This window comes from Paraburkholderia franconis, from assembly GCF_009362735.1.
GTDB lineage: Bacteria > Pseudomonadota > Gammaproteobacteria > Burkholderiales > Burkholderiaceae > Paraburkholderia > Paraburkholderia franconis.
Genome location: NZ_WHNP01000013.1, coordinates 14,935 through 39,037 on the forward strand (window position 1 = coordinate 14,935; position 24,103 = coordinate 39,037).

At 64.6% G+C, this 24,103-nt stretch carries 29 protein-coding genes, 1 tRNA gene and 2 pseudogenes; 16 read left to right on the top strand and 16 right to left on the bottom strand.

Features of this window, described 5'->3' with window-relative positions; translation table 11 throughout:
• Position 1: 1 nt before the first annotated feature.
• The 4 genes from GCT13_RS15925 to GCT13_RS15940 form a co-directional block, all read right to left on the bottom strand.
• Positions 2 to 1,684 carry a 6-pyruvoyl-tetrahydropterin synthase-related protein gene (locus tag GCT13_RS15925; protein WP_152759681.1) on the bottom strand — a complete coding sequence of 561 codons (1,683 nt, stop codon included), beginning with the start codon at positions 1,682 to 1,684 and terminating at the stop codon, positions 2 to 4.
• Entirely contained in the window at positions 1,653 to 1,913 is a 261-nt protein-coding gene (locus GCT13_RS15930) for a hypothetical protein (protein WP_152759683.1), read from the bottom strand. Before GCT13_RS15930 ends, GCT13_RS15925 begins: the two co-directional genes overlap by 32 nt.
• 143 nt (positions 1,914 to 2,056) lie before the next feature.
• Positions 2,057 to 2,416, bottom strand: coding sequence for a hypothetical protein (locus tag GCT13_RS15935; RefSeq protein WP_152759685.1), 360 nt, complete (start codon positions 2,414 to 2,416; stop codon positions 2,057 to 2,059).
• Between the two features lie 169 nt (positions 2,417 to 2,585).
• Positions 2,586 to 2,810, bottom strand: coding sequence for a hypothetical protein (locus GCT13_RS15940; RefSeq protein ID WP_152759687.1), 225 nt, complete (start codon positions 2,808 to 2,810; stop codon positions 2,586 to 2,588).
• Positions 2,811 to 3,065: 255 nt separating this feature from the next.
• Between GCT13_RS15940 and GCT13_RS15945 the strand changes: the two genes are divergently transcribed.
• On the top strand, positions 3,066 to 3,341 hold the full coding sequence (locus GCT13_RS15945) for a hypothetical protein (protein ID WP_152759689.1): 276 nt from the start codon (positions 3,066 to 3,068) through the stop codon (positions 3,339 to 3,341).
• Positions 3,342 to 3,599: 258 nt separating this feature from the next.
• Positions 3,600 to 3,887, top strand: a complete 288-nt coding sequence (locus GCT13_RS15950) for a DUF1488 family protein (protein ID WP_152759691.1) — start codon at positions 3,600 to 3,602, stop codon at positions 3,885 to 3,887.
• A gap of 101 nt (positions 3,888 to 3,988) precedes the next feature.
• Here GCT13_RS15950 and GCT13_RS15955 read toward each other — a convergent pair whose 3' ends face one another.
• Positions 3,989 to 4,984 carry an NAD-dependent epimerase/dehydratase family protein gene (locus tag GCT13_RS15955; RefSeq protein WP_152759693.1) on the bottom strand — a complete coding sequence of 332 codons (996 nt, stop codon included), beginning with the start codon at positions 4,982 to 4,984 and terminating at the stop codon, positions 3,989 to 3,991.
• Positions 4,985 to 5,126: 142 nt separating this feature from the next.
• On the opposite strand from GCT13_RS15955, the gene GCT13_RS15960 reads away from it, so the two are divergent.
• Complete coding sequence (locus tag GCT13_RS15960) at positions 5,127 to 5,867, top strand: TetR/AcrR family transcriptional regulator (protein ID WP_152759695.1); 741 nt, start codon at positions 5,127 to 5,129, stop codon at positions 5,865 to 5,867.
• Positions 5,868 to 5,972: 105 nt separating this feature from the next.
• Positions 5,973 to 7,103 carry an enoyl-CoA hydratase/isomerase family protein gene (locus GCT13_RS15965; RefSeq protein ID WP_152759697.1) on the top strand — a complete coding sequence of 377 codons (1,131 nt, stop codon included), beginning with the start codon at positions 5,973 to 5,975 and terminating at the stop codon, positions 7,101 to 7,103.
• Positions 7,104 to 7,209: 106 nt separating this feature from the next.
• Here the strand turns inward: GCT13_RS15965 and GCT13_RS15970 are convergent, their stop codons facing one another.
• On the bottom strand, positions 7,210 to 7,629 hold the full coding sequence (locus GCT13_RS15970) for a hypothetical protein (protein ID WP_152759699.1): 420 nt from the start codon (positions 7,627 to 7,629) through the stop codon (positions 7,210 to 7,212).
• A 74-nt stretch (positions 7,630 to 7,703) separates the two neighbouring features.
• Entirely contained in the window at positions 7,704 to 7,898 is a 195-nt protein-coding gene (locus tag GCT13_RS15975) for a hypothetical protein (RefSeq protein ID WP_152759701.1), read from the bottom strand.
• Positions 7,899 to 8,272: 374 nt separating this feature from the next.
• Between GCT13_RS15975 and ssuD the strand changes: the two genes are divergently transcribed.
• Together ssuD and ssuC are read left to right on the top strand one after the other, a co-directional pair.
• On the top strand, positions 8,273 to 9,430 hold the full coding sequence (gene ssuD, locus GCT13_RS15980) for an FMNH2-dependent alkanesulfonate monooxygenase (RefSeq protein ID WP_152759703.1): 1,158 nt from the start codon (positions 8,273 to 8,275) through the stop codon (positions 9,428 to 9,430).
• A gap of 63 nt (positions 9,431 to 9,493) precedes the next feature.
• Entirely contained in the window at positions 9,494 to 10,309 is an 816-nt protein-coding gene (gene ssuC / locus GCT13_RS15985) for an aliphatic sulfonate ABC transporter permease SsuC (RefSeq protein ID WP_152759705.1), read from the top strand.
• A 226-nt stretch (positions 10,310 to 10,535) separates the two neighbouring features.
• Here the strand turns inward: ssuC and GCT13_RS51190 are convergent.
• A pseudogene (locus tag GCT13_RS51190) lies at positions 10,536 to 10,676 on the bottom strand (pentapeptide repeat-containing protein); the annotation flags it as partial.
• Here GCT13_RS51190 and GCT13_RS15990 point away from each other — a divergent pair.
• Together GCT13_RS15990 and GCT13_RS15995 are read left to right on the top strand one after the other, a co-directional pair.
• Positions 10,630 to 11,442, top strand: a pseudogene (locus GCT13_RS15990) (ATP-binding cassette domain-containing protein); the annotation flags it as partial. The pseudogenes GCT13_RS51190 and GCT13_RS15990 sit on opposite strands and share 47 nt — an antisense overlap.
• 57 nt (positions 11,443 to 11,499) lie before the next feature.
• Complete coding sequence (locus GCT13_RS15995; RefSeq protein WP_087739191.1) at positions 11,500 to 11,715, top strand: TOBE domain-containing protein; 216 nt, start codon at positions 11,500 to 11,502, stop codon at positions 11,713 to 11,715.
• Positions 11,716 to 11,822: 107 nt separating this feature from the next.
• Here GCT13_RS15995 and GCT13_RS16000 read toward each other — a convergent pair whose 3' ends face one another.
• Entirely contained in the window at positions 11,823 to 12,104 is a 282-nt protein-coding gene (locus tag GCT13_RS16000; RefSeq protein ID WP_152759710.1) for a hypothetical protein, read from the bottom strand.
• Positions 12,105 to 12,371: 267 nt separating this feature from the next.
• Here GCT13_RS16000 and GCT13_RS16005 point away from each other — a divergent pair, with 267 nt between their 5' ends.
• The gene (locus GCT13_RS16005; RefSeq protein ID WP_152759713.1) at positions 12,372 to 12,572 is read left to right on the top strand and encodes a hypothetical protein; all 201 of its coding nucleotides are present in this window, start codon (positions 12,372 to 12,374) and stop codon (positions 12,570 to 12,572) included.
• Between the two features lie 60 nt (positions 12,573 to 12,632).
• Positions 12,633 to 12,884: a hypothetical protein gene (locus GCT13_RS16010; protein WP_090861879.1), complete on the top strand. Its 252-nt coding sequence runs from the start codon at positions 12,633 to 12,635 to the stop codon at positions 12,882 to 12,884.
• Between the two features lie 288 nt (positions 12,885 to 13,172).
• Here the strand turns inward: GCT13_RS16010 and GCT13_RS16015 are convergent, their stop codons facing one another.
• A complete protein-coding gene (locus tag GCT13_RS16015) occupies positions 13,173 to 13,439 on the bottom strand; it encodes a hypothetical protein (RefSeq protein ID WP_152759716.1) in 267 nt (88 codons plus the stop codon).
• A 412-nt stretch (positions 13,440 to 13,851) separates the two neighbouring features.
• On the opposite strand from GCT13_RS16015, the gene dusA reads away from it, so the two are divergent.
• Positions 13,852 to 14,853, top strand: coding sequence for a tRNA dihydrouridine(20/20a) synthase DusA (dusA, locus tag GCT13_RS16020; RefSeq protein ID WP_152759719.1), 1,002 nt, complete (start codon positions 13,852 to 13,854; stop codon positions 14,851 to 14,853).
• 92 nt (positions 14,854 to 14,945) lie between these two features.
• A tRNA-His gene (locus tag GCT13_RS16025) sits at positions 14,946 to 15,021 on the top strand.
• Between the two features lie 146 nt (positions 15,022 to 15,167).
• Here GCT13_RS16025 and GCT13_RS16030 read toward each other — a convergent pair.
• Both GCT13_RS16030 and GCT13_RS16035 read right to left on the bottom strand, forming a co-directional pair.
• Entirely contained in the window at positions 15,168 to 15,380 is a 213-nt protein-coding gene (locus tag GCT13_RS16030; RefSeq protein WP_087735861.1) for a DUF3820 family protein, read from the bottom strand.
• A 43-nt stretch (positions 15,381 to 15,423) separates the two neighbouring features.
• On the bottom strand, positions 15,424 to 16,866 hold the full coding sequence (locus GCT13_RS16035) for an MFS transporter (RefSeq protein ID WP_152759721.1): 1,443 nt from the start codon (positions 16,864 to 16,866) through the stop codon (positions 15,424 to 15,426).
• A 160-nt stretch (positions 16,867 to 17,026) separates the two neighbouring features.
• On the opposite strand from GCT13_RS16035, the gene GCT13_RS16040 reads away from it, so the two are divergent.
• The 3 genes from GCT13_RS16040 to GCT13_RS16050 all read left to right on the top strand — a co-directional run bounded on the left by GCT13_RS16040 (position 17,027) and on the right by GCT13_RS16050 (position 20,264).
• The gene (locus GCT13_RS16040; RefSeq protein ID WP_152759723.1) at positions 17,027 to 18,079 is read left to right on the top strand and encodes an NADP(H)-dependent aldo-keto reductase; all 1,053 of its coding nucleotides are present in this window, start codon (positions 17,027 to 17,029) and stop codon (positions 18,077 to 18,079) included.
• 409 nt (positions 18,080 to 18,488) lie between these two features.
• Positions 18,489 to 19,547 (top strand): permease, encoded by a 1,059-nt coding sequence (locus tag GCT13_RS16045; RefSeq protein ID WP_152759726.1) that lies wholly within the window; start codon positions 18,489 to 18,491, stop codon positions 19,545 to 19,547.
• A gap of 294 nt (positions 19,548 to 19,841) precedes the next feature.
• On the top strand, positions 19,842 to 20,264 hold the full coding sequence (locus GCT13_RS16050) for a hypothetical protein (protein WP_152759728.1): 423 nt from the start codon (positions 19,842 to 19,844) through the stop codon (positions 20,262 to 20,264).
• Positions 20,265 to 20,322: 58 nt separating this feature from the next.
• On the opposite strand, the gene GCT13_RS16055 is transcribed toward GCT13_RS16050, so the two are convergent.
• Positions 20,323 to 21,150, bottom strand: coding sequence for an ABC transporter permease (locus tag GCT13_RS16055; protein ID WP_152759730.1), 828 nt, complete (start codon positions 21,148 to 21,150; stop codon positions 20,323 to 20,325).
• 50 nt (positions 21,151 to 21,200) lie between these two features.
• Entirely contained in the window at positions 21,201 to 22,115 is a 915-nt protein-coding gene (gene nodI / locus GCT13_RS16060; protein ID WP_152759733.1) for a nodulation factor ABC transporter ATP-binding protein NodI, read from the bottom strand.
• A gap of 260 nt (positions 22,116 to 22,375) precedes the next feature.
• Between nodI and GCT13_RS16065 the strand changes: the two genes are divergently transcribed.
• On the top strand, positions 22,376 to 22,840 hold the full coding sequence (locus GCT13_RS16065) for a universal stress protein (protein ID WP_152759947.1): 465 nt from the start codon (positions 22,376 to 22,378) through the stop codon (positions 22,838 to 22,840).
• A gap of 39 nt (positions 22,841 to 22,879) precedes the next feature.
• Here GCT13_RS16065 and GCT13_RS16070 read toward each other — a convergent pair whose 3' ends face one another.
• Positions 22,880 to 23,527, bottom strand: coding sequence for a DUF2939 domain-containing protein (locus GCT13_RS16070; RefSeq protein ID WP_152759735.1), 648 nt, complete (start codon positions 23,525 to 23,527; stop codon positions 22,880 to 22,882).
• A 198-nt stretch (positions 23,528 to 23,725) separates the two neighbouring features.
• Positions 23,726 to 24,082: a hypothetical protein gene (locus GCT13_RS16075; protein WP_152759737.1), complete on the bottom strand. Its 357-nt coding sequence runs from the start codon at positions 24,080 to 24,082 to the stop codon at positions 23,726 to 23,728.
• Positions 24,083 to 24,103: the final 21 nt, after the last annotated feature.

A 24,103-nucleotide genomic window follows, 5' to 3' on the forward strand; every position in this document is an offset into this window, starting at 1 on the left:
GTCACTTGCGGCTGCCGTATTCGATTTCCTGCCGCCACGCGAAGATGACCAGTTCCAGATAGGTGCGCTGCCGCACGTGCAGCGTCCAGTCACCGGGCGGCAGCGCGAATTCGATCATCGGCCCGCCTTCGATCCGGCGCACGCGCATTGCGCCGCCTTTGTCGTGGTCATTGCTCGTCACCCGCGTTTCGAGGAACGGCGTATCGAACTGGTTGATGCGAGCCGCGCCCGCAGACGTGCACGTCACGACGATCTGAAGTATCTGAACATAGGTGACGCTGGCGGGCGGGTTCAGCGTGCATCCGCCCGTGCTGTCCGCGAACGGGCGGCGCGCCGGCAGCGCCGACGCGGCTCCCGTCGCGAGGATATCCGGCGTTGCGGCGAGCGCATCGCGGTATCGCGCAGGAAAGTACTCGCCGCCGGCGTCGGGGCCGGGGCCTGTCGACGGGCTCGACTGGCGTAGCTCGGCTGAAGGAATGGTCGTGAACACGCTGTGCACCCAGTACAGCATGCCGGCGGCATGTATCACGCTCAAACCAAGGATCGCGAAAAGCGTGCGTCGCTTCAGGATCGCAGGCAGCCGCTCGACGGCGCCTGCGAAGGTGATGAAGATCAGCGGCGTCGCGATCGAAAGCAGACGCCATGGAAACTGGACGAAGTCCAATTGCTCCGAGATTCGCCACATCGGCGCGCTGACACGCGTGGTCAGCAGGATCAATGCGAGCGCCGCGAGGCCTGTCACGAGCGGGGCCTTCACACGTTTGTCCTTCCGATGACGCAGCAGAAACCCGAGCGCAACCAGCAGCGCGAGCACGGGCCAGCCGAACCACGACGCGGGATTGGGCGACAGGACCCGGATCAGCGGCACGGCGTTATCGGCAGGCAGGCCGTGCAGGCGCGCCTGAGTCGGGCTGAAATAGCTTCCCCACACGATGAAGGGCACGTAAATCAGGATCACGAACAACAACAGCGCGCCGACGCTTGCAGCAAGCAGGATGAGCGCCCGCCGTGGCGAATACTTCAGGAGCGCCAACGCGAACGCCACCAGCAGGCACGCCGTCACCGCGAATGTGACGATGTGCGCGAGCGCCAGCAGGCACAGCAGGACGAACAGCTTGACGCCGAGCCAGGGCTTCGGGCGCCGAAGGATCAGTTCCGCGGCGTACGCGGCGCATAGCGGCACGAGCGCCATCGCCGAATACTCGGCCGCCGCGCCGCGCTCCACGATGCAGATGAGCGCATACGGCGACATCGTGCACGCCACGGCCGTCACGACGCGCGTTTGACGCGATGCGCCGAGAAGCGCCGCGCAGCGATAGACGCCATAAAACATCACGCCCGAAAACAGTAGAACGGCGAGCCTGAAGCCGACGACGATATCGCCTGTGGCGATCGTCAGCGCGGCGGCGACCAGGTTGAATAGCTTGTGATAGAAGAACGGCAGAGGCGAACCGAAGCCATTCGCATGGGCCGGCGTCCATACGGACATGAAATCGCCGGCGCGCATCGCGGTGGTCCAGGTCTCGACGCGCGAGAACGAGAGATACGTATCGTGGCCCGCGACGATGGGCCCCGAGAGCACGGCGACGGCATACGCGAACACCAGGATGCCGGCGAGCCACAGGATCGAATCGCTTCCCCGAACCAGAGCGTCAGGCTTGGCGGCGGGCGTTCCTGTGATCACGTTGGTTCTCCTGTGGGTCGCCGGATGGCGGCCGCGCTGTGCTCATGTCGATTCCGCGTCCGGCGCTCGAGGCGGATTTCTCTCGCGGCAAGGGCGTCGTGCGCACGTTGGTGGCTTCGATTGCAGCCAGGCGAAGCGAAGCCGCATCGAACGCGGGCGGTTCAACGAGCCAAGGCCCCAGATCGAACTGTGCTGGCGTCAGGGTTTGCCGCCAGAAGATCAGGTTCACCGGACCGATTGTGCCGTTTGGGTTCACGCCCCGTTTGTGCGGCCGCCCACGTTGTCGTGTCTGCCTGTGCGGCCGCCCACGTTGCCTCTGCCGACAAGCCGTTTCCCCCGGCGAAATTGGGCGGAACGGGTCAGCAGGCTCGCTTACTTGCAGCGAATCACCATCGACCGGTTCTTCACGTTCGCCGACACCACGTTCGTGATGCCGCCGCCCGCCGTGCCGCCTTCGTCGGTGTCCTTCGACACGATGTCGTAGCCCGTCGCCCCGCACGCCTTGCCCGCCTGCACATAGCACGATGCCCAGCTCGACGCCGCGTCCGCGCCGCTGCAGTTGACCGCGAAGCCGGATTCCCCGTTGGGCAGATTGATCAGCGTCGTGTTGTTGGACGACGCGCATCCGCCGAGGCTCGCGATTCCAAGCACGGCCAATGCCGCAAGGGCGGTCGCCGGCAGGGCGGCAAGTCGCTTCACGCGGGACGAAACAGCAGTCGACTTCGACTTCATTGTGTTTTCCTTCAAGAAATAGGGTGTGAGCGAAGAGTCGCAAGGCGGTCGCTGCGAGGCCGCCATGGCCGTGGCAGCGCCGGCGACGCGCAGGCGCAAACCGTCGCCGGGAGGAGGGCAGGCCCGCAGATGAGCGCCGATGGCGGCAAGGCGTGCCCTTGCACGGACATCAGGCTTCGGGTCTGAGGCTGGGGTGTCCCGTTTCGGACACGTCGATGCGAATGCCCGCCTGTTCGACGAGGCGCCGACTGCCGGCGCCTCCCTCTGTCGCGGCGTCTTCCCAGATGCTGATCGCCTTCGGAATGTCGATCCCATGACTTTCCGCGTATGCAAACCACGCATTGGCTGCATCCGGCTCGGCGATTTCGCTGTCTCGAAGAAAATATTTTCCCATATCGTCGGTGCTCGTCCGGAAATTGCGAATGCTTTCCCCTGGATTCGCGTTGCGCGCGTCGGGTTGGCGTTGTGTCCGCGGAGCGCGTTCGACTGCATGCACGTCTGAAAGTGCGCGCACTGCGGGCCGGCGCTGGATGCGCCCGAACTGGCCGTAGAACTTATCGCGCGACGGAAGGACTTACTGTGTATCGCACGTGGCGTGCCCCGTGCTTTCGATCCAACCAAACCGTAACTGAGAGAACGAGAGGCGAGTATGGCTGAGAGGGTCAGCGGCCCTTACCGGGGTTATTACATCAGCGCGTCGGCGCGTCTCGTGCCGCCGCACGAGCAGGCACGCCGCGCGGGCGAGCGCGAAGGCCTGTACGTCGGGGCGGTCAGCCTGTCCGAGCGCGGGCCCGACGATCCGCACCGGATCGAGACGCTCGTCGAAATCGGCGACGAACATCGCTTTTCGACGGAAGACGAGGCGCTCGCTTTCGTCGAACAGGCGGGCCGCGCATACGTCGACCGGCTGCTCGACGGGCATTGAGCGCACGCGGGCAATGGCCGGATGCGGCGCATGCCGCGCACTGTCACGCGCGCGCGAAGGCCGCGCGCTACGCGTTCGCCGATGCGCAAACCGGCAGGCACGCAGTCCGTAGTCCGCAGCGCGACTCGCGCTGGACCGCCGTATGCCGCTACGAGTACCATAAAGCCCGCTGACCGGGCCAGCCGAGCGCATCTCGCGCCGTTCGCGCGCATATGCGGCCGCTGGCCTTTTCCGCCGAATTTTCCCGATGAGGTCACCATGGAGATTCGTTTCCCCGCGGACGCACCCGATTACCGCGACTTCAACCTGACGCTGGTGTTTCCGGCGCTCGTCGATGGTGAGCGGGTGCCGTGCGCGATTTCCGTCGAAGCGCTCGAAGATCATTTCGGCGCCAAATCGAACGATACGGAAGGATGGCGCCGCGCGTTCGACGCCGGCCGCGCGCATATCGAAGCCGTCGCCCGCGAGCATCTGCTGATCAGCAATGGCACGCCCGTTCTGCTCAAGAGCGGCCACTTTCCGCCAGGCAATCTGGCGGGCGCGTAAGCACCGTCCGTCTGCGAAGCGCCAGGTGCGCGATCTTCCCCGCTTGTTCCGTTCCTGGTCCGGTCTTCGTCCGTTCGTCAGACGGGCGCGGTTCGCGTCTGTTACGCGGGCTGCCGTGCCTCCGCGCGCTGCGCAGCCTGTTGTGCAGCCTGGCGCGCCGCCGCAAACGACTGCGCGATGCCTGCTTCGTACGACGTCTTCATGATCGGGCCGATCAGCGCGGTCAGCGCCGTATCGTCGAGCACGACAGGGTCCGCCAGCAGGTAGTGCATTTCCACCAGCTCGCGCAGCATTGGGTTGAAAAGTCCCAGCACGCGCAGCATCGTCTTGCCCGCGACCATCAGCCTGGGCTCGCGTTGCGCGAGTGCATACGCACGTTCGGCGATTTCGCGCTGCGTGATCGTGCCGGTGCCCGCCAGATGCAGCACGCGGCCGAAAGCCTCCGGCGTGCGCGACAGCCGTTCGACGACAGGCCCGACGTCCGGCATGAAGACGAATTCGTGCGGCACGTCGATGGGGCCGATCATCTGCGCGCGCTTGCCGAGCGCCGCGCCTTCGAATACGCCATGCAGAAAGCTGCGCTCGACGCCCGGACCGTAGAAGTCGGGCAAGCGCAAGACGAGCGTTTCGAGCCCGTCGCGTCCATGCGCATCGATGACGAGATTTTCCTGCGCGAGCCGCATCTTGCCCTTGAACGTGTGCGGCTCGCGCGGGTGCGATTCCGTGACGGGCCGGCTGCGCGGCCGGCCGTACGGATACACGGTGCCGATCAGGATCAGCCGCTGCACGCCAGCCGCGCGCAGGCCGTCGAGTGTCTTTCGCATCAGCACCGGATGCTTTTCGAACTGGTGATAGGGCACGCCGACGAGATACACGGCCGTTTGCAATCCGGCGGCGGCCGACGCGACGGAGGCGGGATCGTCGGGATTCCATGTGACGATTTCCGCGAGGGGATCGTGACCGAACGACGCTTGCAGCGCTGCCCGCCCACGTCCGATCACGCGATAGTGGCGGCCCGCCGCGTTCAGCGCGTGGGCGATGCTTTGTCCCGCGGCGCCCGCCGCGCCGAACAGGCCGATCTGTCCTGCATTGTCCATGATGACTCCCGCAAACGCGCCACCGATTTCGGCCCTGTCGAAACAGCTCCGCACTGAGCGCAAGAAATTTGATGAACAGTGTTCAGTGAACGGTGTTCAGTTTAATTTGACTTTTCAGTTTGTCAACCCGAAAATTGCCTGCATGGGAATCGCCGAAAGAAAGACACGTCAGAAGCTGGAGCTGCGCGAGCGCATCCTCGATGCCGCGCGGCGTATCGTCATGCGCGAAGGCTTTGCCGCGCTGTCGATGCGCAAGATCGCTGAGGCGATCGAATATTCGCCCGCCACGCTGTATCTGCACTTCGAAAGCCGCGACGCGATTGCGCGCGCGCTGTGCGCGGAAGGCTACGCGCAACTGCTGGCCACCTTCGAGCCGCTGATCCCGATCGCCGATCCCGCTGAGCGGCTGCGTGCGATCGGGCGCGCGTATGTCGCGTTCGGCGTCGCGAATCCGCAGACGTACCGGCTGATCTTCATGGAAGATCCGTCGTACACGGGCGCCGCGCTGGTCGGCGACGCCGGCGCGTCCGATGATGATGCCGGCGATGCCGCGTTTCGTCTGATGGTCGAGTCGATCGATGCGCTCAAGGCGCAGGGGCGTCTGCCGGGTTCGCCCGACAGCCAGGTCTGCGCGGAAGCGCTGTGGGCCACGATGCATGGCATCGTCGCGTTGCATCTGACTTGCCCCGTGTTTCCGCGCGCGCCGCTCGATGCCGTGGTCGACGCGGCGCTCGTTGCGTGGTTCGGCGCGCAGCACGCGGACGCATCCGGCGACGCGGAGGCGAGCGCGGCGGAGAACCCAGCCGGCGACGCGAATACGTCAGAAGCATCGAAAGCGTCGGAAGCACGCCGCGCGGCTTCATCGAAAACCAAGGCCGCGTAATACCGTCCGCTTATCCTGCGGGCACGACCGCCGCTGTCGCTGAAGAATTCGCCCGCGTGCTAACGTGTGTGCCGCACGTCCATTCAACCGCCTTTCGTACGAACCATGTCGACATCCGAATCGCGCAGCGCCTCCGACGAACTCATCGCCTATGTCGCCAATCGCATTGGCTTCATCGAACTGAACCGGCCGAAGGCGCTCAACGCGCTATCGCTCGGCATGATGCGCGCGATGCATGCGGCGCTCGATCAATGGCGCGACGATCCCGGCGTGCTCGCCGTCGTCGTGCGCAGCACGAGCGAGCGCGCGTTCTGCGCGGGCGGCGACATCAGATACCTGTACGAGTCGTTCCGGCGCGGCGACCGCGAAGCCGTCGACACCTTTTTCATCGACGAATACCGGCTCGATCACGCGATCTTCGCGTACACGAAGCCCTTTATCGCGTTCATGAACGGCGTCGTGATGGGCGGCGGGATGGGCATTTCGCAGGGCGCGCATCGCACGGGCGGCCTGCGCGTCGTGACGTCGTCGACGCGCATGGCGATGCCCGAGACGCGCATCGGTCTCTTTCCCGATGTCGGCGCGGGATGGTTTCTCGCGCGCACGCCGGGCGCGATCGGCCGCTATCTGGCCGTGACGGGCGAGACGATCGGCGCCGCCGACGCGCTCTACGCGGGTCTCGCCGACGTGTACTTGCCCGACGATGCGATCGCCGCGCTGATCGACGGGCTCAAGACGCAGAGCTTCGAGCGGGGCGCGGACGTCGTTGCGTGCGTGGAGCGCGAAGCGCAGTTCCACAAGGTCGCGCCGACGCCCGACATCTCGCCGCTCGCCGACGCGCGCGCGTTGATCGACAGGCACTTTGCGTTGCGCGATGTCGCGCAGATTGTCCGCTCGCTCGATCTCGAAGGCGATTGCGCGAGCGCCGACTGGGCCGAGCAGACGGCCGCCGTGCTGCGCGAGCGCTCGCCGCTGTCGATGGCCGTTTCGCTCGAAGTGGTGACGCGCGCCGAAGGGACGATGGCCGAATGTCTGCGGCGCGACCTCGATCTGACGCGCTCGTCGTTCGAACGGGGCGACGCGCCGGAAGGCATCCGCGCGCGCATCATCGACAAGGACAACAAGCCGGACTGGCGCTTTGCGTGCATCGAAGACGTGACGCGCGCGGACGTCGAGGAGATGTTCGAAAGCCCGTGGCCCGCGCACGAGCATCCGTTGCGCGACCTGCAGGGCTGAGGCCAACGCAGGCCGGACCAGGACGCAGGCCCGAACAGAACTCAGGCCGTGACCAGAACTCAGGCCATGACCAGAACTCAGGCCCGAAGAAAAAAACGCAGCGGTTTCAGTCCTCGGCTGTCATGAAGGCGCGCATGAAGACGAGCGCGCCCCATCCCCACATCGCATTCGATGCGAAGCCGAGCGCGAGGCGCGGCAGCATGTTGCCCGTTGGCCAGATGCCGCGAACGGGATCGGCGACGAACACGGTCGCCGCCGTCAGCACGACCCCGCCGAACACGAATGCGGGAATCCACGGCGCGGGGCGCTCGGGCGACACACGCAGGAGCCACGCCATCAGCACGGCCCACACGGAACTCCAGATCGCGTTCGCGATGAATTCGGGCAGGCCGATGGGAGCGAATGGAGCCGTCGAGAACCCTGTCGGGTCGATGAGGCCGGCCGCGTGCAGAAGCGCGAGCGTCGACTCGTGAAAGAACAGCGACGCGAGAAAGCCGGACACGAACGGCAGGATGATTTTTTGCATGCTTGACGGCGTCAGTCGCTGGGCGTCGACGACAAAGCGCTACGCCCGCACAGGTTGATCGGGATCGAGCGCCATTATATCGGCGGCGCGCTGCTGTTTTGGGGCGAGCGCGCGCGGAACATGCGGCGATGATGCTCGCGCGACGTATGCTGCGGCGTCAGGTAAATCACGAAAGTGGAAAACCTAAGCTCAAAAAAATCGTTCAAAAGAAAGCGCGCGATCCATAGACTCTTTTTCCATGCAGACGGCGGCGGCGTGCTCAGGCGCATGCACTGCCGGCGGATTAACACGCCGCGCGTTGCGCGCGCGTTCCACGTGATTCACATGAGAGAAGCTGTCGCGATGTCCGATCCGATGCCGATTCGCGCGTGCCCAGCCGCTTCGTGCGCGGCACGCGATCCATGCGTCGCGCGCAGGCCGCCGCGCCGTCGCCGCTGACGCGCTCTTCCGCGGTTATTTCTTCACGCGGTCTTATCCGTTTCCCCGTTCGCTTCGATGCGCCGCCTCGCGCGCGGCAATGCGCGGTCACGTCCGTTCGAAACGCGGCCACGCCGTCACGCGAGCGCGAAAGCAGGCGGGCGACGCAACCGACCAGCCGTCCGGCATCGACTGACATCAACTCGAACAAACGCAGGAGCAGCCCATGAATGTGTTCTGGTTTATTCCGACTCACGGCGACAGCCGCTATCTCGGCACGTCGCAAGGCGCGCGCGCGGCGGACTACGACTACTTCCGGCAGATCGCCGTCGCCGCCGATACGCTCGGCTACGAGGGCGTGCTGCTGCCGACGGGCCGTTCGTGCGAAGACGCATGGGTCGTCGCGTCGAGCCTGATCCCCGTCACGCAGCGGCTCAAGTTTCTGGTCGCGATCCGGCCGGGCATCGCGTCGCCGGGGCTGTCGGCGCGCATGGCGGCGACTTTCGACCGGCTGTCGGGCGGGCGTCTGCTGATCAACGTCGTGACGGGCGGCGATGCCGCCGAGCTGGAAGGCGACGGGCTCTTCGTCGATCACGACACGCGCTACGAAATCACCGACGAATTCCTGCGCATCTGGCGCGGCTTGCTGACGAGCGCGCATGGCGGCGAAGCGATCGACTTCATCGGCAAGCATCTGAAGTCGAAGGGCGGCAAGCTGCTGTATCCGCCCGTGCAGAATCCGCATCCGCCGCTGTGGTTCGGCGGATCCTCGCCGGCTGCGCACGAGATGGCGGGCGAGCACATCGACACGTATCTGACCTGGGGCGAGCCGCCCGAAGCCGTCGCGAAGAAGATCGCGGACATTCGCGCGCGCGCCGCGCAGCATGGCCGCAAGATCAAATTCGGCATCCGTCTGCACGTGATCGTGCGGGAGACGGAAGAGGAAGCGTGGGCCGCCGCGGACAAGCTGATCAGCAAGCTCGACGACGACACGATCGCGCGCGCGCAGGCCTCGTTCGCGAAGATGGATTCCGAGGGCCAGCGGCGCATGGCCGCGTTGCACGGCGGCAAGCGCGGCACGCGCAAGGAACTCGAGGTCTATCCGAACCTGTGGGCGGGCGTGGGGCTCGTGCGTGGCGGCGCGGGCACGGCACTCGTCGGCAGCCCGGAGCAGGTCGTCGCGCGCATGCAGGAATACGCGGACCTCGGCATCGAGACGTTCATTCTGTCCGGCTATCCGCATCTCGAAGAGTCATATCGCTTCGCCGAACTCGTGTTCCCGCTGCTGCCGGGCCGCCAGCGCGCGAGCGCGAGCGGTCCGCTGTCGGGGCCGTTCGGCGAGATCGTTGGCAACAACTATGTGCCGAAGGCGGCGCAAAGCTAGACCTGATCTGACGCATGCGGGCGATGCGTGATCGAACGCGTCGTCCGCGCAAAGGAGTCGTTTATGCCGACCGTTTCCGGCAAGGACATCGCGAGCGCCGCATTCGTGCGGCTCGCACGCAAGGCGGCGCCGTGGATCGTGCCGCTCGTCATCCTCATCGCATGGGAACTCGCCGCGCGCAGCGGCGTGCTGTCGACGCGCGTGCTGCCCGAGCCGCTCGCCGTCGTGAAGGCCGCATGGTCGCTGATCGAGTCGGGCGAGATGTGGGCCGACGTAAAGGTGAGCACGTGGCGCGCGGTGTCGGGTTTTGCGATCGGTGGCGGCATCGGCTTCGTGCTCGGGCTCGCGACGGGTCTCTTCAAACCCGTCGATATCGCGCTCGACACGACCGTGCAGATGATCCGCAACATCCCGGCGCTCGCGATGATTCCGCTCGTGATCCTCTGGTTCGGCATCGAAGAAGAAGCGAAGGTGTTTCTCGTCGCGCTGGGCGTGTTCTTCCCGATCTACGTGAACACGTATCACGGCATCCGTTCCGTCGACACCAATCTGATCGAAATGGCGCGCAGCTACGGCGTGAATGGATTCGCGCTGTATCGCGACGTGATCCTGCCGGGCGCGCTGCCGTCGATTCTCGTCGGCGTGCGCTTCGCGTTCGGGCTGATGTGGGTCACGCTGATCGTCGCGGAAACGATCTCCGCGCAATCTGGCATCGGCTACATGACGATGAACGCGCGCGAGTTTCTGCAAACGGATGTGGTTGTGGTCGGCATTCTGCTGTACGCGGCGCTCGGCAAGCTCGCCGACATGCTCGCGAAAACGCTTGAGCGCGTGTCGCTGCGCTGGCATCCCGCTTATCAGCAAGGAGCGAAAGCATGAGCGCAAGCACATTGCCGGCATCGTTCGGCGGCGCCGCGCGCGCGGATCTCGAAGCGCAACGACGGCAGCCGCGCGCGCACGAGGGTGCATCGACTGAAACAGCGGTTGCCGCTATCGACTCTGTCGAGCGCGATGCAGATGCGCGGCATGACGTGACCGGCCGTTCGCCCGAGGCCGACGCAGTCGCTTTGCGCAAGACCGCGCATGATAAGACCGCGCATGATAAGACCGCGCATGATAAGACCGCGCGTGATAAGACCGCGCGTGATAAGACCGCGCGTGATAAGACCGCGCGTGATAAGACCGCGCGTGATAAGACCGCGCGCGATGCGATCGATGCGTCCGTCGAATTGCGCGGCGTCGGCAAGCGCTATGGCGAGCGCGCCGTGCTCGCGGACTTCGATCTGTCGATCGAACGCGGCAGCTTCGTGTCGATCGTCGGGCGCAGCGGTTGCGGCAAGTCGACTCTGTTGCGGCTGATCGCCGGTCTCGAAGCGCCGACCTTGGGCACGCTCGACAAACGCGCGGACGGCTCGCAGCCGTTCGACACGCGGATCATGTTTCAGGACGCGCGTCTCTTGCCATGGAAGACGGTGCTGCAAAACGTGATGCTGGGCCTTGGCCGTTCATCGCGCGACGCTGCGCGCGCGGTGCTCGCCGAAGTCGGTCTGCTCGAGCGCGCGAACGACTGGCCCGCGCAGTTGTCGGGCGGCCAGCGGCAGCGCGTCGCGCTGGCTCGCGCGCTCGTGCATCAGCCGCAACTGCTGCTGCTCGACGAGCCGCTCGGCGCGCTCGACGCGTTGACCCGCATCGAAATGCATGCGCTGATCGAACGGCTGTGGCGCGAGCATCGCTTCACCGCGCTGCTCGTCACGCACGACGTGCAGGAAGCTGTCGCGCTTGGCGACCGCATTCTGCTGATCGAAGACGGCCGGATCGCGCTCGATCAACCGGTGCTGCTCGCACGTCCGCGCGAAAGGGCGTCGGCGGCGTTCGCGAGGCTCGAAGAGCGCGTCTTGCAGCGCGTGATGAAAACACGCGCGCCGCACGAGTCCCCGGCAATCGATGCGAGCGCGAGGGCGGCGAGCGAACCGGTCAGCGTGCATCCGCGCGACGTCCGCTGGGCGGTATGAGCGCTGGCCGCTGGAACCTCGCTGGAACCTCTCTACCCACTCACGGAGCCATCCGATATGAGCATTTCCGCCATCAACGTACGTAACCAGTTCAAAGGCAAAGTGAAGGAGATCATCCGGGGACCCGTCGTGTCGGAAGTCGACGTCGATACGCCGTTCGGCGTCGTCACGTCGGTGATCACGACGCGTTCGATCGACGAACTCGAACTGAAGGTCGGCGCGGAAGTCGTCGCGCTCGTGAAGTCGACGGAGGTGTCGCTCGCCAGGCTGTGAACGTTTGTGCGCGTGAACGGCATGGTTCGGCGTTCGCCCCGTGCGCGCCGGGCGACGCGTGCCGTCCACGCTTCCCTCGCCGGCGACGCGCGACGCGCGACGCGTCGCTATCTTGCGTTCGTCGCGCTGGCGGGCGGGTTGTGCATCATCTTGTCGTTGGTCGGCTTGCGCGGCTTCTTGACGGGCATGTTGTCGGGATTGGTCGCGCTTGCGGTGCCCGACGCCGCCGCGGGCGGGGGCTTCACCATCGGCGCGCTGGATTCGGACGCCGCATTCTGCGCGAGCGCCGTCCCCGCAACGCCTGCGGACGCTGCGAGCAGGACGGCCGCGCCGATTCGCGCCAATGCCTTCCGCCCGAATGGCCTGAGCGTGTTGATCGTGTGAATCATCGCGTTCTCCATGCTGTTTCTTTTTGGCTCCGTTGCGACGCGCGTGCCAGCCTGCGCGCGACGTGTGCCGTTCTCTTGTAGACCGCGCCCTCGCGTGGAAATTCTGCGTATTTGCGCGGGTTTCGGACCCTTTTCATCCGTTTCCCGTCGACGCCGCGCAACCAGCAATCCCGGCTGGAAGTGCTAGCATGGATTGAGCGATGAATTGAGCGTCGACGGGCGCATCGCAAGACGGGCGGTGTGCCGCCAGCGCGTGCGGAGGCGGCGATGACGAAATCCCTGAGTACGGATGCAATCGATACCTTGCGGCAATTGAACGATGTCGGGACGGGACAGGCGCCGCCTGCCGTCGAGCCCGTCGTCGAGAAGGAACTGCTGGGCGCGGGGCTGGTGGCGAAATCGGCGAAGGGTGCGGGTGTCGAGATCACCTGTGACGGCAGAAAATACCTGTCCGGCGATTGCGACTGAGCGCGGGCAGATGCCGACGCTAAAACGACACTGCGGATACTGCGGAAAGAGGGAGGCGCGATGGAGCCGAAAGGCATCGACATGGGCGACTACCAGGAACGCTACAAGGACTTCGATATGGAGGTCGCCGTCGAGCAGGTGCTGACGGGCGTGAAGGCGCATTTCCGCGTGCTCAAGGGCGAAGCGGTGATGCTGGACTGGCGGCTCGTGCACATCGACCGCTTCTGGCCGACGGAGCATGCCGCTGCCGAAGCGGGCTTTCAGGCCGCTCGCGAAGCGATCAATACCGAACTGCTTGCCGCGGGCGGATAAGACCCGGCGTCACATTCGATCGCGCAAAAACAAAGCCGGATGCTCCGTGGAGAACATCCGGCTCGACTGCACGTGCAACAACAGACTGCGTGGTACTACAGGGTACGGCAACTGCGTGGTACTGGTACTTCGAACTGCACCATCAACGGCACTTATTGACTGCTTCGACTGCGGTACTGCCACTTCTGGAACTGCAATTTCAACGCTACCGGGTACTGCCAGAACTGCGTACTACCTGTGCTGCGTGGTACTGCCTGATACGAAATCTGCTGCCGGTCCAGCTTCGTCTTAGTGGCCGAAGAACACCGAGCCCGGGCCCGTCTGCGGCTCATGCTTGCCGCCTTGCGACGAACCGTTTTGCACGCCGCCATACGCGACGTTGGCTTGCTGTGCCTGTTCCGCTGCCAGCGTCTGTGCGCTCTGGCCTTGCTGCGAAGACGGCGCGCCGATCGTCGGGTTGTAATGCGGAGCCGGACCGTAGCCGCTTGCGAAAGCGGGAGCAGCCAGCGTGGCGGAAGCGGCGATCAAAACTGCGGCGATAAGCTTGGTCTTCATGGTGAACTCTCCGTGATATTTGATTCAGTAAGACGTTGCGTGGTGCTTGGGTCTGTTCGCAACGTCGATGGAATGCAGTGTATACCCCTACTATCGATTCTTTGTGCCGATAATTTGAAATTACTATTCTTCGATCGGAAACAATGCTGAGACGCCCGTCCGGTGGGGGTTCCGCGTGTATGTGCCCTGATAAGCCGCTCTTACCGCTCGGAAAAACCTCATGTAAATCATGGGCTTCCAGGGCTGCTGCGACGTGGAACGAGGGGCGGGGGCCCGGCTTGCGGTAAAATAGGCGGTTTGGTTCTTACGCGTTGGCCTTGGTTCTTATGCGTCGGCCTTGGCTCTTACGCGTTTGTCGTTCGCATTTTTGCGTTCGCGTTTCCTTCGTCGTTTTCGTTCTGTCTTCTGCCCCATGTCTTCGAAGCCCATTGCCAGTCCCCGCCGCGTGTCCGTCGCGCCGATGATGGACTGGACCGACCGCCACTGCCGCTCGTTTCACCGCACGCTGTCGCGGCACACCTGGCTGTATACGGAAATGGTGACGACGGGGGCGCTGATTCACGGTGACGTCGAGCGCCATCTGGCGTTTACGGCCGACGAGGCGCCCGTTGCGCTGCAACTCGGCGGCAGCGAGCCTGACGATCTGGCGCGCTCGGCGAAGCTCGGCGAGCAATGGGGTTACGACGAGATCAATCTGAATTGCGGCTGCCCGTCTGAGCGCGTGCAGCGCGGCGCGTTCGGCGCGTGTCTGATGAGCGAGCCGCAACTCGTCGCCGATTGCGTGAAAGCGATGCGCGATGTGGTTTCGGTGCCCGTGACGGTCAAGCACCGGATCGGCGTCAATGATGTCGAGGATTACGCGTTTGTGCGTGACTTCATCGGCACGATCGCCGAGGCCGGCTGTGACGTGTTCATCGTGCACGCGCGCAATGCGATCCTCAAAGGTCTGAGCCCGAAAGAGAATCGTGAGATCCCGCCGCTCAAATATGATTACGCCTATCGGTTGAAGCGGGACTTTCCACAGCTCGAGATCATCATCAACGGCGGCATCAAGACGCTCGACGAAGTCGACGCGCATCTGGAGCACGTCGATGGCGTAATGCTCGGGCGCGAGGCATATCACAACCCGTACGTGCTCGCGGACGTCGACGCGCGTTTCTACGGCTCGACGCTACCGGCGCCGACACGCGAGGAAGCGGAAGCGAAGCTGATCGCGTACTGCCGCGCCGAACTGGCGCGCGGCACGTATCTCGGCGCGATCGTGCGTCACGCGCTGGGGCTGTATCGCGGCGTCGCGGGTTCGCGCGGATGGCGGCGCGTGTTATCGGACAGCAAAAAGCTGGCGGCGCGCGATCTTGCAATTTTCGACGAGGCGCGACAGCACTTGCGCGAACCCAGCGAAATGTTTGAATAAAGGGCTTTGCAAATACGATTCGTGTTTGTATAATCTCGCTTCTTCGTTGCTGAGCAGCATTCAGCGGCGAGCAGCGAAGGTGTAGGGCAGTGGTGGCTGTAGCTCAGTTGGTAGAGTCCAGGATTGTGATTCCTGTCGTCGTGGGTTCGAGTCCCATCAGCCACCCCAGAGAATTCAGCGGTATCGAGAAACGGCACAGCGAAAAATCGCGGTGCCGTTTTTGTTTTGGGTCCCTGTTTTCAGGGCTCATCGCGTTCGATGCAGAGCATCGAACGTTGAACCATCGCGCGCCCCTCGCACACGCCAAACGCCGTTCACTTCTTCCTCAACGGCTCCAGCAAGCTCTTCAAGCCGTTGTGATCGATTTCGTGCATCAACGCCAGCAGCCGCCCGATCTCGCCGGGCGGAAATCCTTCGCGCGCGAACCAGTTGAGGTAATGCCCCGGCAGATCCGCGATCACGCGCCCTTTGTACTTGCCATACGGCATCACACGCGTCACAAGCAATTCGAACTGTTCGACATTCATCGCCAAATCGCATTCAAACAAAGACAAAGATAAAGCACACCGCCTACGTCCGTTTCCGCTGATGCCCGCTCACATGCGCGCCCGCATCGCGCTCGAGACCGAACACATCGAGAATCGCAAGCAGCCCGACGACAGCAACCAGCAGGAACGCAACGTTGAAATCGGCCGCCGTCACCGATCGCGCATCGTGTCCATGCAGCCACGCGGCGAGCCGCATCGCGATCGCGCCGAGCGCGACACCCATGCCCATCGTCATCTGCGTGAGCGTGCTCGATAGCGTCGACGCGCCGCTCATCTGCGGCTTAGGCACATCGGCGAAGCTGAGCGTATTGACGGCCGTGAATTGCAGCGAGCGCGACAGGCCGCTCGCGAACAGCACGATACCCGTCAGCACGAGCGGCGTCGAAGCTGTCAGCAGGCTCATCGCCGCAATGCTCAGCGCGGCGAGCGCGCCATTGACGAGCAGCACCGGCCGAAAACCGAAGCGCCGCATCACGGGCGTCGTCACGAGCTTCATCGACAGATTGCCCGCGAACACCATGAGCGTCAGCAGGCCCGACTGGAATGCGTTCATCCCGAAGCCGAGCTGAAACATCAACGGCAACAGAAACGGCACCGCGCTGATCGACACGCGAAAGAGCGATCCGCCGCCCATTGCGACGGCGAACGTCTTCACGCGAAACGCCGACAGATCGACGACGGGATGCGGACTGCGGCGCAGATGAAGCAGTGCTGCCACGCCCGCCGCGAGGCCGCCTGCGAGAAACGCGAGCGCTTCGCGCCACGGCGCATCCGAGCGGCCCAGCAGTTCCATCGCGTACATGACGGCCGTGCCCGCGATGCCGCACAGCACGAAGCCGACCGTATCGAACGGGCGCATCTGCGTGTCGCGCGCCGCGCCGATAAAGCGCCACGCGAGCACGATGCCGACGATGCCGAGCGGCAGATTCAGATAGAAGATCCAGCGCCACGATGAGTAAGTCGTGATGAAGCCGCCGAGCGGCGGTCCGATGACGGGCGCGACAAGCCCCGGCCACGTGATAATCGAAATCGCGCGCATCAGGTCGTCTTTGGGCGTCGCGCGCAACACGGCGAGGCGTCCGACGGGCACCATCATCGCACCGCCGATGCCCTGCACGATGCGCGCCGCCGTGAATTCGACGAGCCCGTTGGTCATCCCGCACGCAACGGACGCCGCTGTGAACACCGCGAGCGCCGCAGCGAACACGTTGCGCACGCCGAAGCGGTCGGCGGCCCAGCCGCTGATCGGGATGAACACGGCGAGCGTCAGCAGATACGACGTGATGCCGATCGACAGATCGACGGCATGCACGCCGAAAGACCGCGCCATCTGCGGCAACGCGGTGGCGATGATCGTGCCGTCGAGGTTCTCCATGAAGAACGCCGCGGCGACGAGCGTGACGATCAGCGACTGCCGCCTGTCCGCAGAACCGGACCGCGCAGTCGGCGTATCTGACATCGACATGACACTCCGAAGGTTGTAAGCGCATCGAAACCGGCCGCATCGCGTCGCGGCCAACCGACATTCTAGCCACGCACGCGTTTTGCGCGGACATGGTAATTTCGCCCCTTGCCGTTTTGTCACTCGACAAGACCAGGAACATCAGAAAGAGGGGAACAGTTCGATGCAATACCGCAGACTCGGCGATACGGATGTGCAGGTCAGCCTGATCGGTCTCGGCACGATGACGTGGGGCGAGCAGAACACGGAGCGCGACGCGCACGCGCAGATCGACTACGCGCTCGACCACGGCATCACGCTGATCGACACCGCCGAAATGTATCCCGTGCCGCCGCGCGCCGAAACGCAGGGCTCGACGGAGCGCTACATCGGCACATGGATCGCGCAGCATCGCGGCGCACGCGACAGGATCGTGCTCGCGACGAAGATCGCCGGCCCCGCGCGCCAGCCGCACAATCCGCGTCACATTCGCGGCGAGGGCAACCAGTTCGATCGCAAGAATCTCACCGAGGCGCTGCACGACAGCCTCAAGCGTTTGCAGACGGACTACGTCGACCTGTATCAGCTGCACTGGCCCGATCGCAGCACGATGACGTTCGGTCGTCCCGCGTATCCGTGGATCGACGATGCGTACACCGTGCCCATCGAAGAAACGCTTTCCGTGCTCGCCGACTTCGTGAAGGAAGGGAAGATCCGTCATATCGGCGTGTCGAACGAAACGCCGTGGGGCGTCGCGCAGTTCATGCGCGCGTCGGAGAAGCTCGGCTTGCCGCGCATCGTGTCGATCCAGAATCCGTACAGCCTGCTGAACCGCACGTTCGAAGCGGGGCTCTCGGAGTTTGCGCATCGCGAACATGTCGGTCTGCTTGCGTACTCGCCGCTCGCGTTCGGCTGGCTGTCGGGCAAATACGAAGGCGGCGCGCGTCCGGCGGGTGCGCGCATTTCGCTGTTCGAGCGCTTTCAGCGCTACAGCAAGCCGCAGGCCATCCAGGCAACATCACGCTACGTCGAACTGGCGAAGCGCCACGGCCTGTCGCCCGCGCAATTCGCGCTCGCGTTCGTCAACAGCCGGCCGTTCGTGACGAGCAATCTGATCGGCGCAACGTCGCTCGATCAGCTCAAGGAGAACATTGCGAGCGTCGACGTGAAGCTGTCGCCAGAAGCGCTCGCCGAGATCGACGCGCTGCACGAACTGCAGCCAAATCCGGCGCCCTGAGCGCTTCGTCTGGTTTTAGTGCACCGCGGCATGCGTGCCGCGGCGCGTTCATCGCGAACGGCCGCATGGCAGGACCAGAAAGCAACACTCGAGGACAAGGCTTCCCGGCAAGACACGCGCGGCGGCACATCGCCGTGCAAACTCGCGTACGATAGCGCGCTTACATATTTACAAGCGTTTTCACGCGCCTTCGCGATACCGGCCGTCACAACGGCCGCCGCATCCGATCTCCCTTCCACAGCCGCTTGCCCGCTCCGCGTGACGTGCGCGGTGCCGCGCACCCATTTCTGTGCATGGGCCACGCGCGGCATACAATGCACGATGCTGACCCTGCATGCGCCGAACGGACGGGCACCGGCGCGATTCCGGCAACACACCCAAGCGAAATCCAAGCGAACCGACCACGACGATGAACACCTCGCGCTCCACCACTCCGATCGCCGCCTCGACATGGCCGATTTTCGTGCTGCTCGCCATTGCCGGGCTTTTCTACGTCAAATGGTTTCCGTATTACAACCGCGCGTTCACCGCGGCTTCGACGCATTCGATCGGCGCGTCGATCCTGATGGGCAGCGCGGCGAGCCCGCCCGCGCCGTCGTGGAGCGCAGCGCTCGGCTACGCGCTCGCCTACGGCAAGGCGATCTGGCAGGCGATGGTGCTCGGCCTGCTGCTCGGCTCGGCGGTGCAGGCGCTGTTGCCCGCGCACTGGGTCGCGCGATTGCTCGGCAAGACGGGATTCGGCAGCGTCGCGGCAGGCGGCTTGCTCTCGTTGCCAGGCATGATGTGCACGTGCTGCGCGGCGCCCGTCGTCGCCGGATTGCGCGAGCGGCAGGCATCGCCCGGCGGCGCGATCGCGTTCTGGCTCGGCAATTCGGTGTTGAACCCGGCGACGCTCGTCTTCATGGGCTTCGTGCTCGGCTGGCAGTGGGCCGGGCTGCGCGTGGTGCTCGGCGCCGCGATGGTGTTCGGGCTCGGCTATCTGGTGAACAGGTTCGTCAGCCCCGGCGAAGCGCAAGCGGCCGATGCGCGCCTCATCGAGCTCGTCGACGAGCAGCGCTCGGGCAGCCCGTTCGTCCGCTGGGTGTCGATCTTCGTGCGGATGGCCGTGCGCCTCGTGCCGGAATATATCGTGCTCGTCCTGCTGCTCGGTGCGGCGCGTGCGTGGCTGTTCCCGCATGTCGGCCCGGAGATCGGCAACGACTTCGTGTGGATCGTCGCGCTGGCCGTCGCCGGCATGCTGTTCGTGATCCCGACGGCGGGCGAAGTGCCCATCATCCAGGCGATGCTGTCGCTCGGCATGGGCGTCGGCCCCGCCGGCGCGCTGCTGATGACGCTGCCGCCCATCAGCGTGCCGTCGCTGGCGATGCTCGCGCGTTCGTTCCGTCCTCGTGTGCTGACGATCGTGGCCGTTTCGGTGGTCGGCTTCGGCATCGTCGGCGGGCTGCTGGCCGTGGCGTTGCGATTCTGACGAATCGCTTGATATCAAACCCGGCGTCGTTGTGCCGAATCTCGACCTAAACTGGGAAACAGGGAACTGGCGCACGGTTTGCTGCACGGTAAGGCGCGTAGGGGGCGCGTCGAGTGGTACGATGGCGCCCCTTGAAGCTGGCTAACGCGCAAATGCGCGCAAATGCGCGGCAACGGCGCGATAGCCGCGTGTCGTTCGCGTGGCAATTCGTGTGGTAAATCGCGTGGCATTGCAGCGCGGCAGCGCACCAGCATAGCGGTGAACAACCGCCAATCAGCCAATCCAGGACAACGCATGGCCCAACAAAAGACCAATCCGAAACTCGAGCAGGCGCTGACGCGCGGGGATCTCGCCATCCGTCAGGCCAACTCGGCGCGCGCGACGGCAGTGCTGCGCGCACTGGGCAAAATGATCATCGACGCGTCCGCGACGATCGGCGTCGAGGCGCACACGTCGATTCCCGACGGCGACCGCATTTACGATCCCGTCGACGGCCTGTGGCCGCAGGCGTTGCTGGTCTCGCTCGATGGCCCCGTCGAAGAAGCCGACCCCGAAGAATTGCGCACGATCCGCTTGCGCTCCGACGATCCGGGCACGATGTTTCGCGTCGAGTGGCATCGCGCGGACGGCAAGATCGGGCGTCAGGAAGGCGGCCCGTTCGCGACCGTCGAATTCATCTCCGACGTCGACGTGCCGTGGTCGGACGACGAAGAGTAATGTGATTCGATCTGCCCGAGGGCGCGGCGCACGGGTGAATAGCCTGCGCGCTGCGCCCTCAGCGCATCATCCGTCGGCGGAACAGCACCGCCGACACGCAGAACGGCACCACCACATACGCGGCCAGCACGGCCACATGCAGTGCGGCATCGTCGAGCGGACGCGCAAGCATCGCGGGGCGGATCAGGTCCACCGCGTGCGCGAGCGGCAGCAGTTGCGCCGCGAACTGCGCGGCGGGCGGCAACTGCGAGAGCGGGAAGAACACGCCCGACAGCAGCAGCATCGGCGTCAACACCAGCGTCTGATAAAACATGAAGAAATCGTACGACGGAGCGAGCGCCGTCACGATCATCGCGGTGCTGGCGAACGCGAGACCCGCGAGCACGATGACGGGCAGCGCGAGCAGCATCGACGGGAAGCTTGCGTAGCCGAGCGCGCCCGCCACCAGCATGATTGCGACGCCGGACAGCACGGCTTTGCTGCCCGCCCAGGCAACCTCGCCGAGCACGATGTCGCCGAGCGTGAGCGGCGTGTGCATGATCGCCTCCCACGTGCGCTGGACGTGCATCCGCGAAAAGCCCGAATACATCGATTCGAAGCTCGCTGACATCATCACGCTCGACGGGACCGTGCCCGCCGCAAGAAACGCGATGTACGACACGCCGTCGACATGCCCGACCATCAACCCGAGCCCGAAGCCGAGCCCGAACAGATAGATCATCGGATCGGCGAGGTTGCCGAACATCGACGCGAGCGCGAGCTTGCGCCACACCAGATAGTTGCGCCGCCACACGGCAATCCAGTTGACGGCGTTCGCCGGCAGCGCGGCGAAGCGCTCGCGCATCGGCTCGGTATGTTCGGGGGTGTCGTACGTGCGTGCGTCCATTGTCGTGGTGTCGCTTGCTTATGCGTTACGTTGCGATCGTAGCGTGAGCGTCAATCCTGCATCTCGCGGCCGGTGAGCCGCAAAAACACGTCTTCGAGATTCGCCGGCCGGTGCAGATAACGCAGCCCCGCGCGCTGCTTCAGCCGCGCATGAACCGGCTGCGGATCGTCGACATAGCAGAAGAGCGTCTCGCCGCTGATTTCCGTGCGCACGGAGAACGGCGCCAGTTCGTCGCGCAGCGCGACAGGATCGGGGCCGTACACCTCGATCACGTCGCAGCCTATTTCGGAAGCAATCAGTTCATTCGGCGCGCCTTCCGCGATCTTGCGTCCTTCTTCGATCACGCATAGCCGGTGACACAGACGCTCCGCTTCCTCCATGAAGTGCGTAGTGAGCAGAATCGTCTTGCCGCGTCCGAGCAGCGAGCGCAGCCGCTCCCAGATCAGATGACGCGCTTGCGGATCGAGGCCTGTGGTCGGCTCGTCCATGATGAGCACATCGGGATCGTTGATCAGCGCGCGAGCGAGCGTGAGACGCCGCTTCATGCCGCCCGACAGTTCGCTGACGCGCGCGTCAGCCTTGCTCTCCAGCCGCGCGAATTCGAGCAGCGTCGGCACCATCTCGCGACACTTCGCGGCGGACAGACCGAAGTAGCGGCCGAAGACGAGCAGGTTTTCGCGGACTGTGAAGTCGGGATCGAGATTGTCGAATTGCGGCACGACGCCGACGCGTGCGCGCGCGAAACGCGAGCGGCCTGGAATCGGTTCGCCGCACAGCCGGATCGCGCCGGCGTCAGGCGCGGCGATGCCAAGCAGCATGCGCAACGTCGTCGTCTTGCCCGCGCCATTGGGACCCAGCAGTCCGAAACATTCGCCGGCGCGCACGTGAAACGACAAGCCGTCGACGACGGTTTTGCCGCCATAGCGCTTCTCGACGCGGTGGAACTCGATTGCAGCTTCAGACATACGAAGACGGATGCTCCATGAATGTGCGCGGCCGCTGCACGATGTGGTGCAAAGCGCAAGTCGGCTGCCTATTTTAGGACATCGGGCTCGCAGCGTTTGGCGCGCGCGTGCGCATCGCTGGCGGCTCATGCGCGATCTTGCGGTGCGTCATGCCCGACTGCGCGCTGCCACGCACTTAGCGTTTTCCATCCCTTGCATGTCGAATTGCGGCGCACCATGATGCAAGAGAAACCGCGATGGTCGTGGAAGGGGAAAGCGAAATGGCGAGCTACAAGAAGATTCTGCTGTGTTACGACGGCTCGCGCGAAGGCCGCAAGGCGCTGCGTTGCGGCGCGGATCTGGCGCTCGATCTGCAGGCGGAAACGCATCTGCTGTCGGTTGTCGACATGCGCTCGAGCATTGCGCAAAGCGCAGGCCTGCTGACAGATGTCGCATGCGGCAGCTTCGAGAAGACGGCGCGCGAGATATTGCAGGAAGGCGTCGACTGGCTCACACAGCGCGGCGTGCGGGCGACGGGGCATTTCGCGTTTGGTCATCCTATCGATGAAATCGCGTCGCTCGCCAACGAGTTGCATGTCGATCTCGTCGTCGTCGGGCATCGCTGCCGCACGGGGTTGTCGCGCTGGTGGATGGGCGCCGGCAACACGCCGCTGCTCGATCGCGTGTCGTGCAGCATTCTCGTCGCGTGTTCGTCGCCTGCCGAAGAGGCGCAAGCGGCAGCCTGAAGCGCCGCTAGCGGTTCGGCTCGATTGAACGGATGCGCGTCAGCCGTTCAGATCGACGGCTGACAGCTTCCAGCTGAAGAGTCCCTGGCGACGGAAGATCGCGGAATAGCGCGTATCACCGACACCATGCTGATACATGACGACGAACTCGTTGATGCCGCGATAGCCCGCGCTGGTTTCCGGCGGCTGAGGCGGGGGCGTGCCGTTGGACGTGTTGTTGTTCGTGCTATTGGATGAGCTTGCGCCCGGCGCGGGAGGCTGCGCGGAATTGTCGGGCGGCGCAGCAGGCGGTGGTGGCGGGCGCTCGCCCGGTTCGCCGCGCGGCGGCATGCCGTTGAGCAACGCCGCGACGCCATCGGGTGTCGCATACGCATCGACGAGCGGACCAATCAACGCTACACCGATCATCGCGCCGATTGCGGCAAGCGGATTGCCGTTGTGCTGCACGTCGAGCCGGCGCGTCAGCAGTCCCGTTACCTGCAGTTTCAGGCTTTCACGCAGCGCCGGATAATCGACGTACTCATTGACCGTTTCGACATCGCGCGCATCGGCGGCGCGTTTGAGCCGGTCGAGCGAGATATACGGCGACGTGTACGCGAAGCCCAACGCGGCGACGATGACGATCACGATCAGCGTGATCAGCAGCGGCCGGCTTACCCGGCCTTTCGTGCGTACCAGACCTGCCATTGCGCGGGACTCTCCGTTTTCAGTGTCGATTTGATGTGGACCCGATCGACGTCAAAACGATCCCGCAAAGTTGAACGCCCGAACATGTTCTGCGGCTTTTATGTTGCACGCGCAGCGCTTGCATGGCGAATGACGTTTCGACGAAGTTCGCGATGTTCACGCATGAGCGAGCGACTACGGCAACGTCACTTGCGCGCATCAAGCCGCTTGCCTCGCCAGACGATCGTCTTCCTCGGCAATCGCGTGATCGATCATCCGGCACACGGCTTCCATCGTGCCGACCATGATCGTGCGCGACGGACCGTGATAGACCCGCACCGGCGCGCGCCGTGCGGGCTCCGCATTGAGCGCGGAGTTCAGCGACACGCGTGCGAACGCCGGTTGCGCAGACGGCAGCGGCTGAGGTTCTTCATCGAACAGCGATGCCGTGCGGCCCTTGATGCTGGATGCGGCATTCGACGCCAGCGCGACGAGCGGCTCGCAAGGGACGAGGCTGCGCAGATGGCGCAGACGGCCGAACTGGCGAAAAGGCATCAAGCGGGCAAGACGGTCCATGAGTCTCTCCAGACAGTGTTC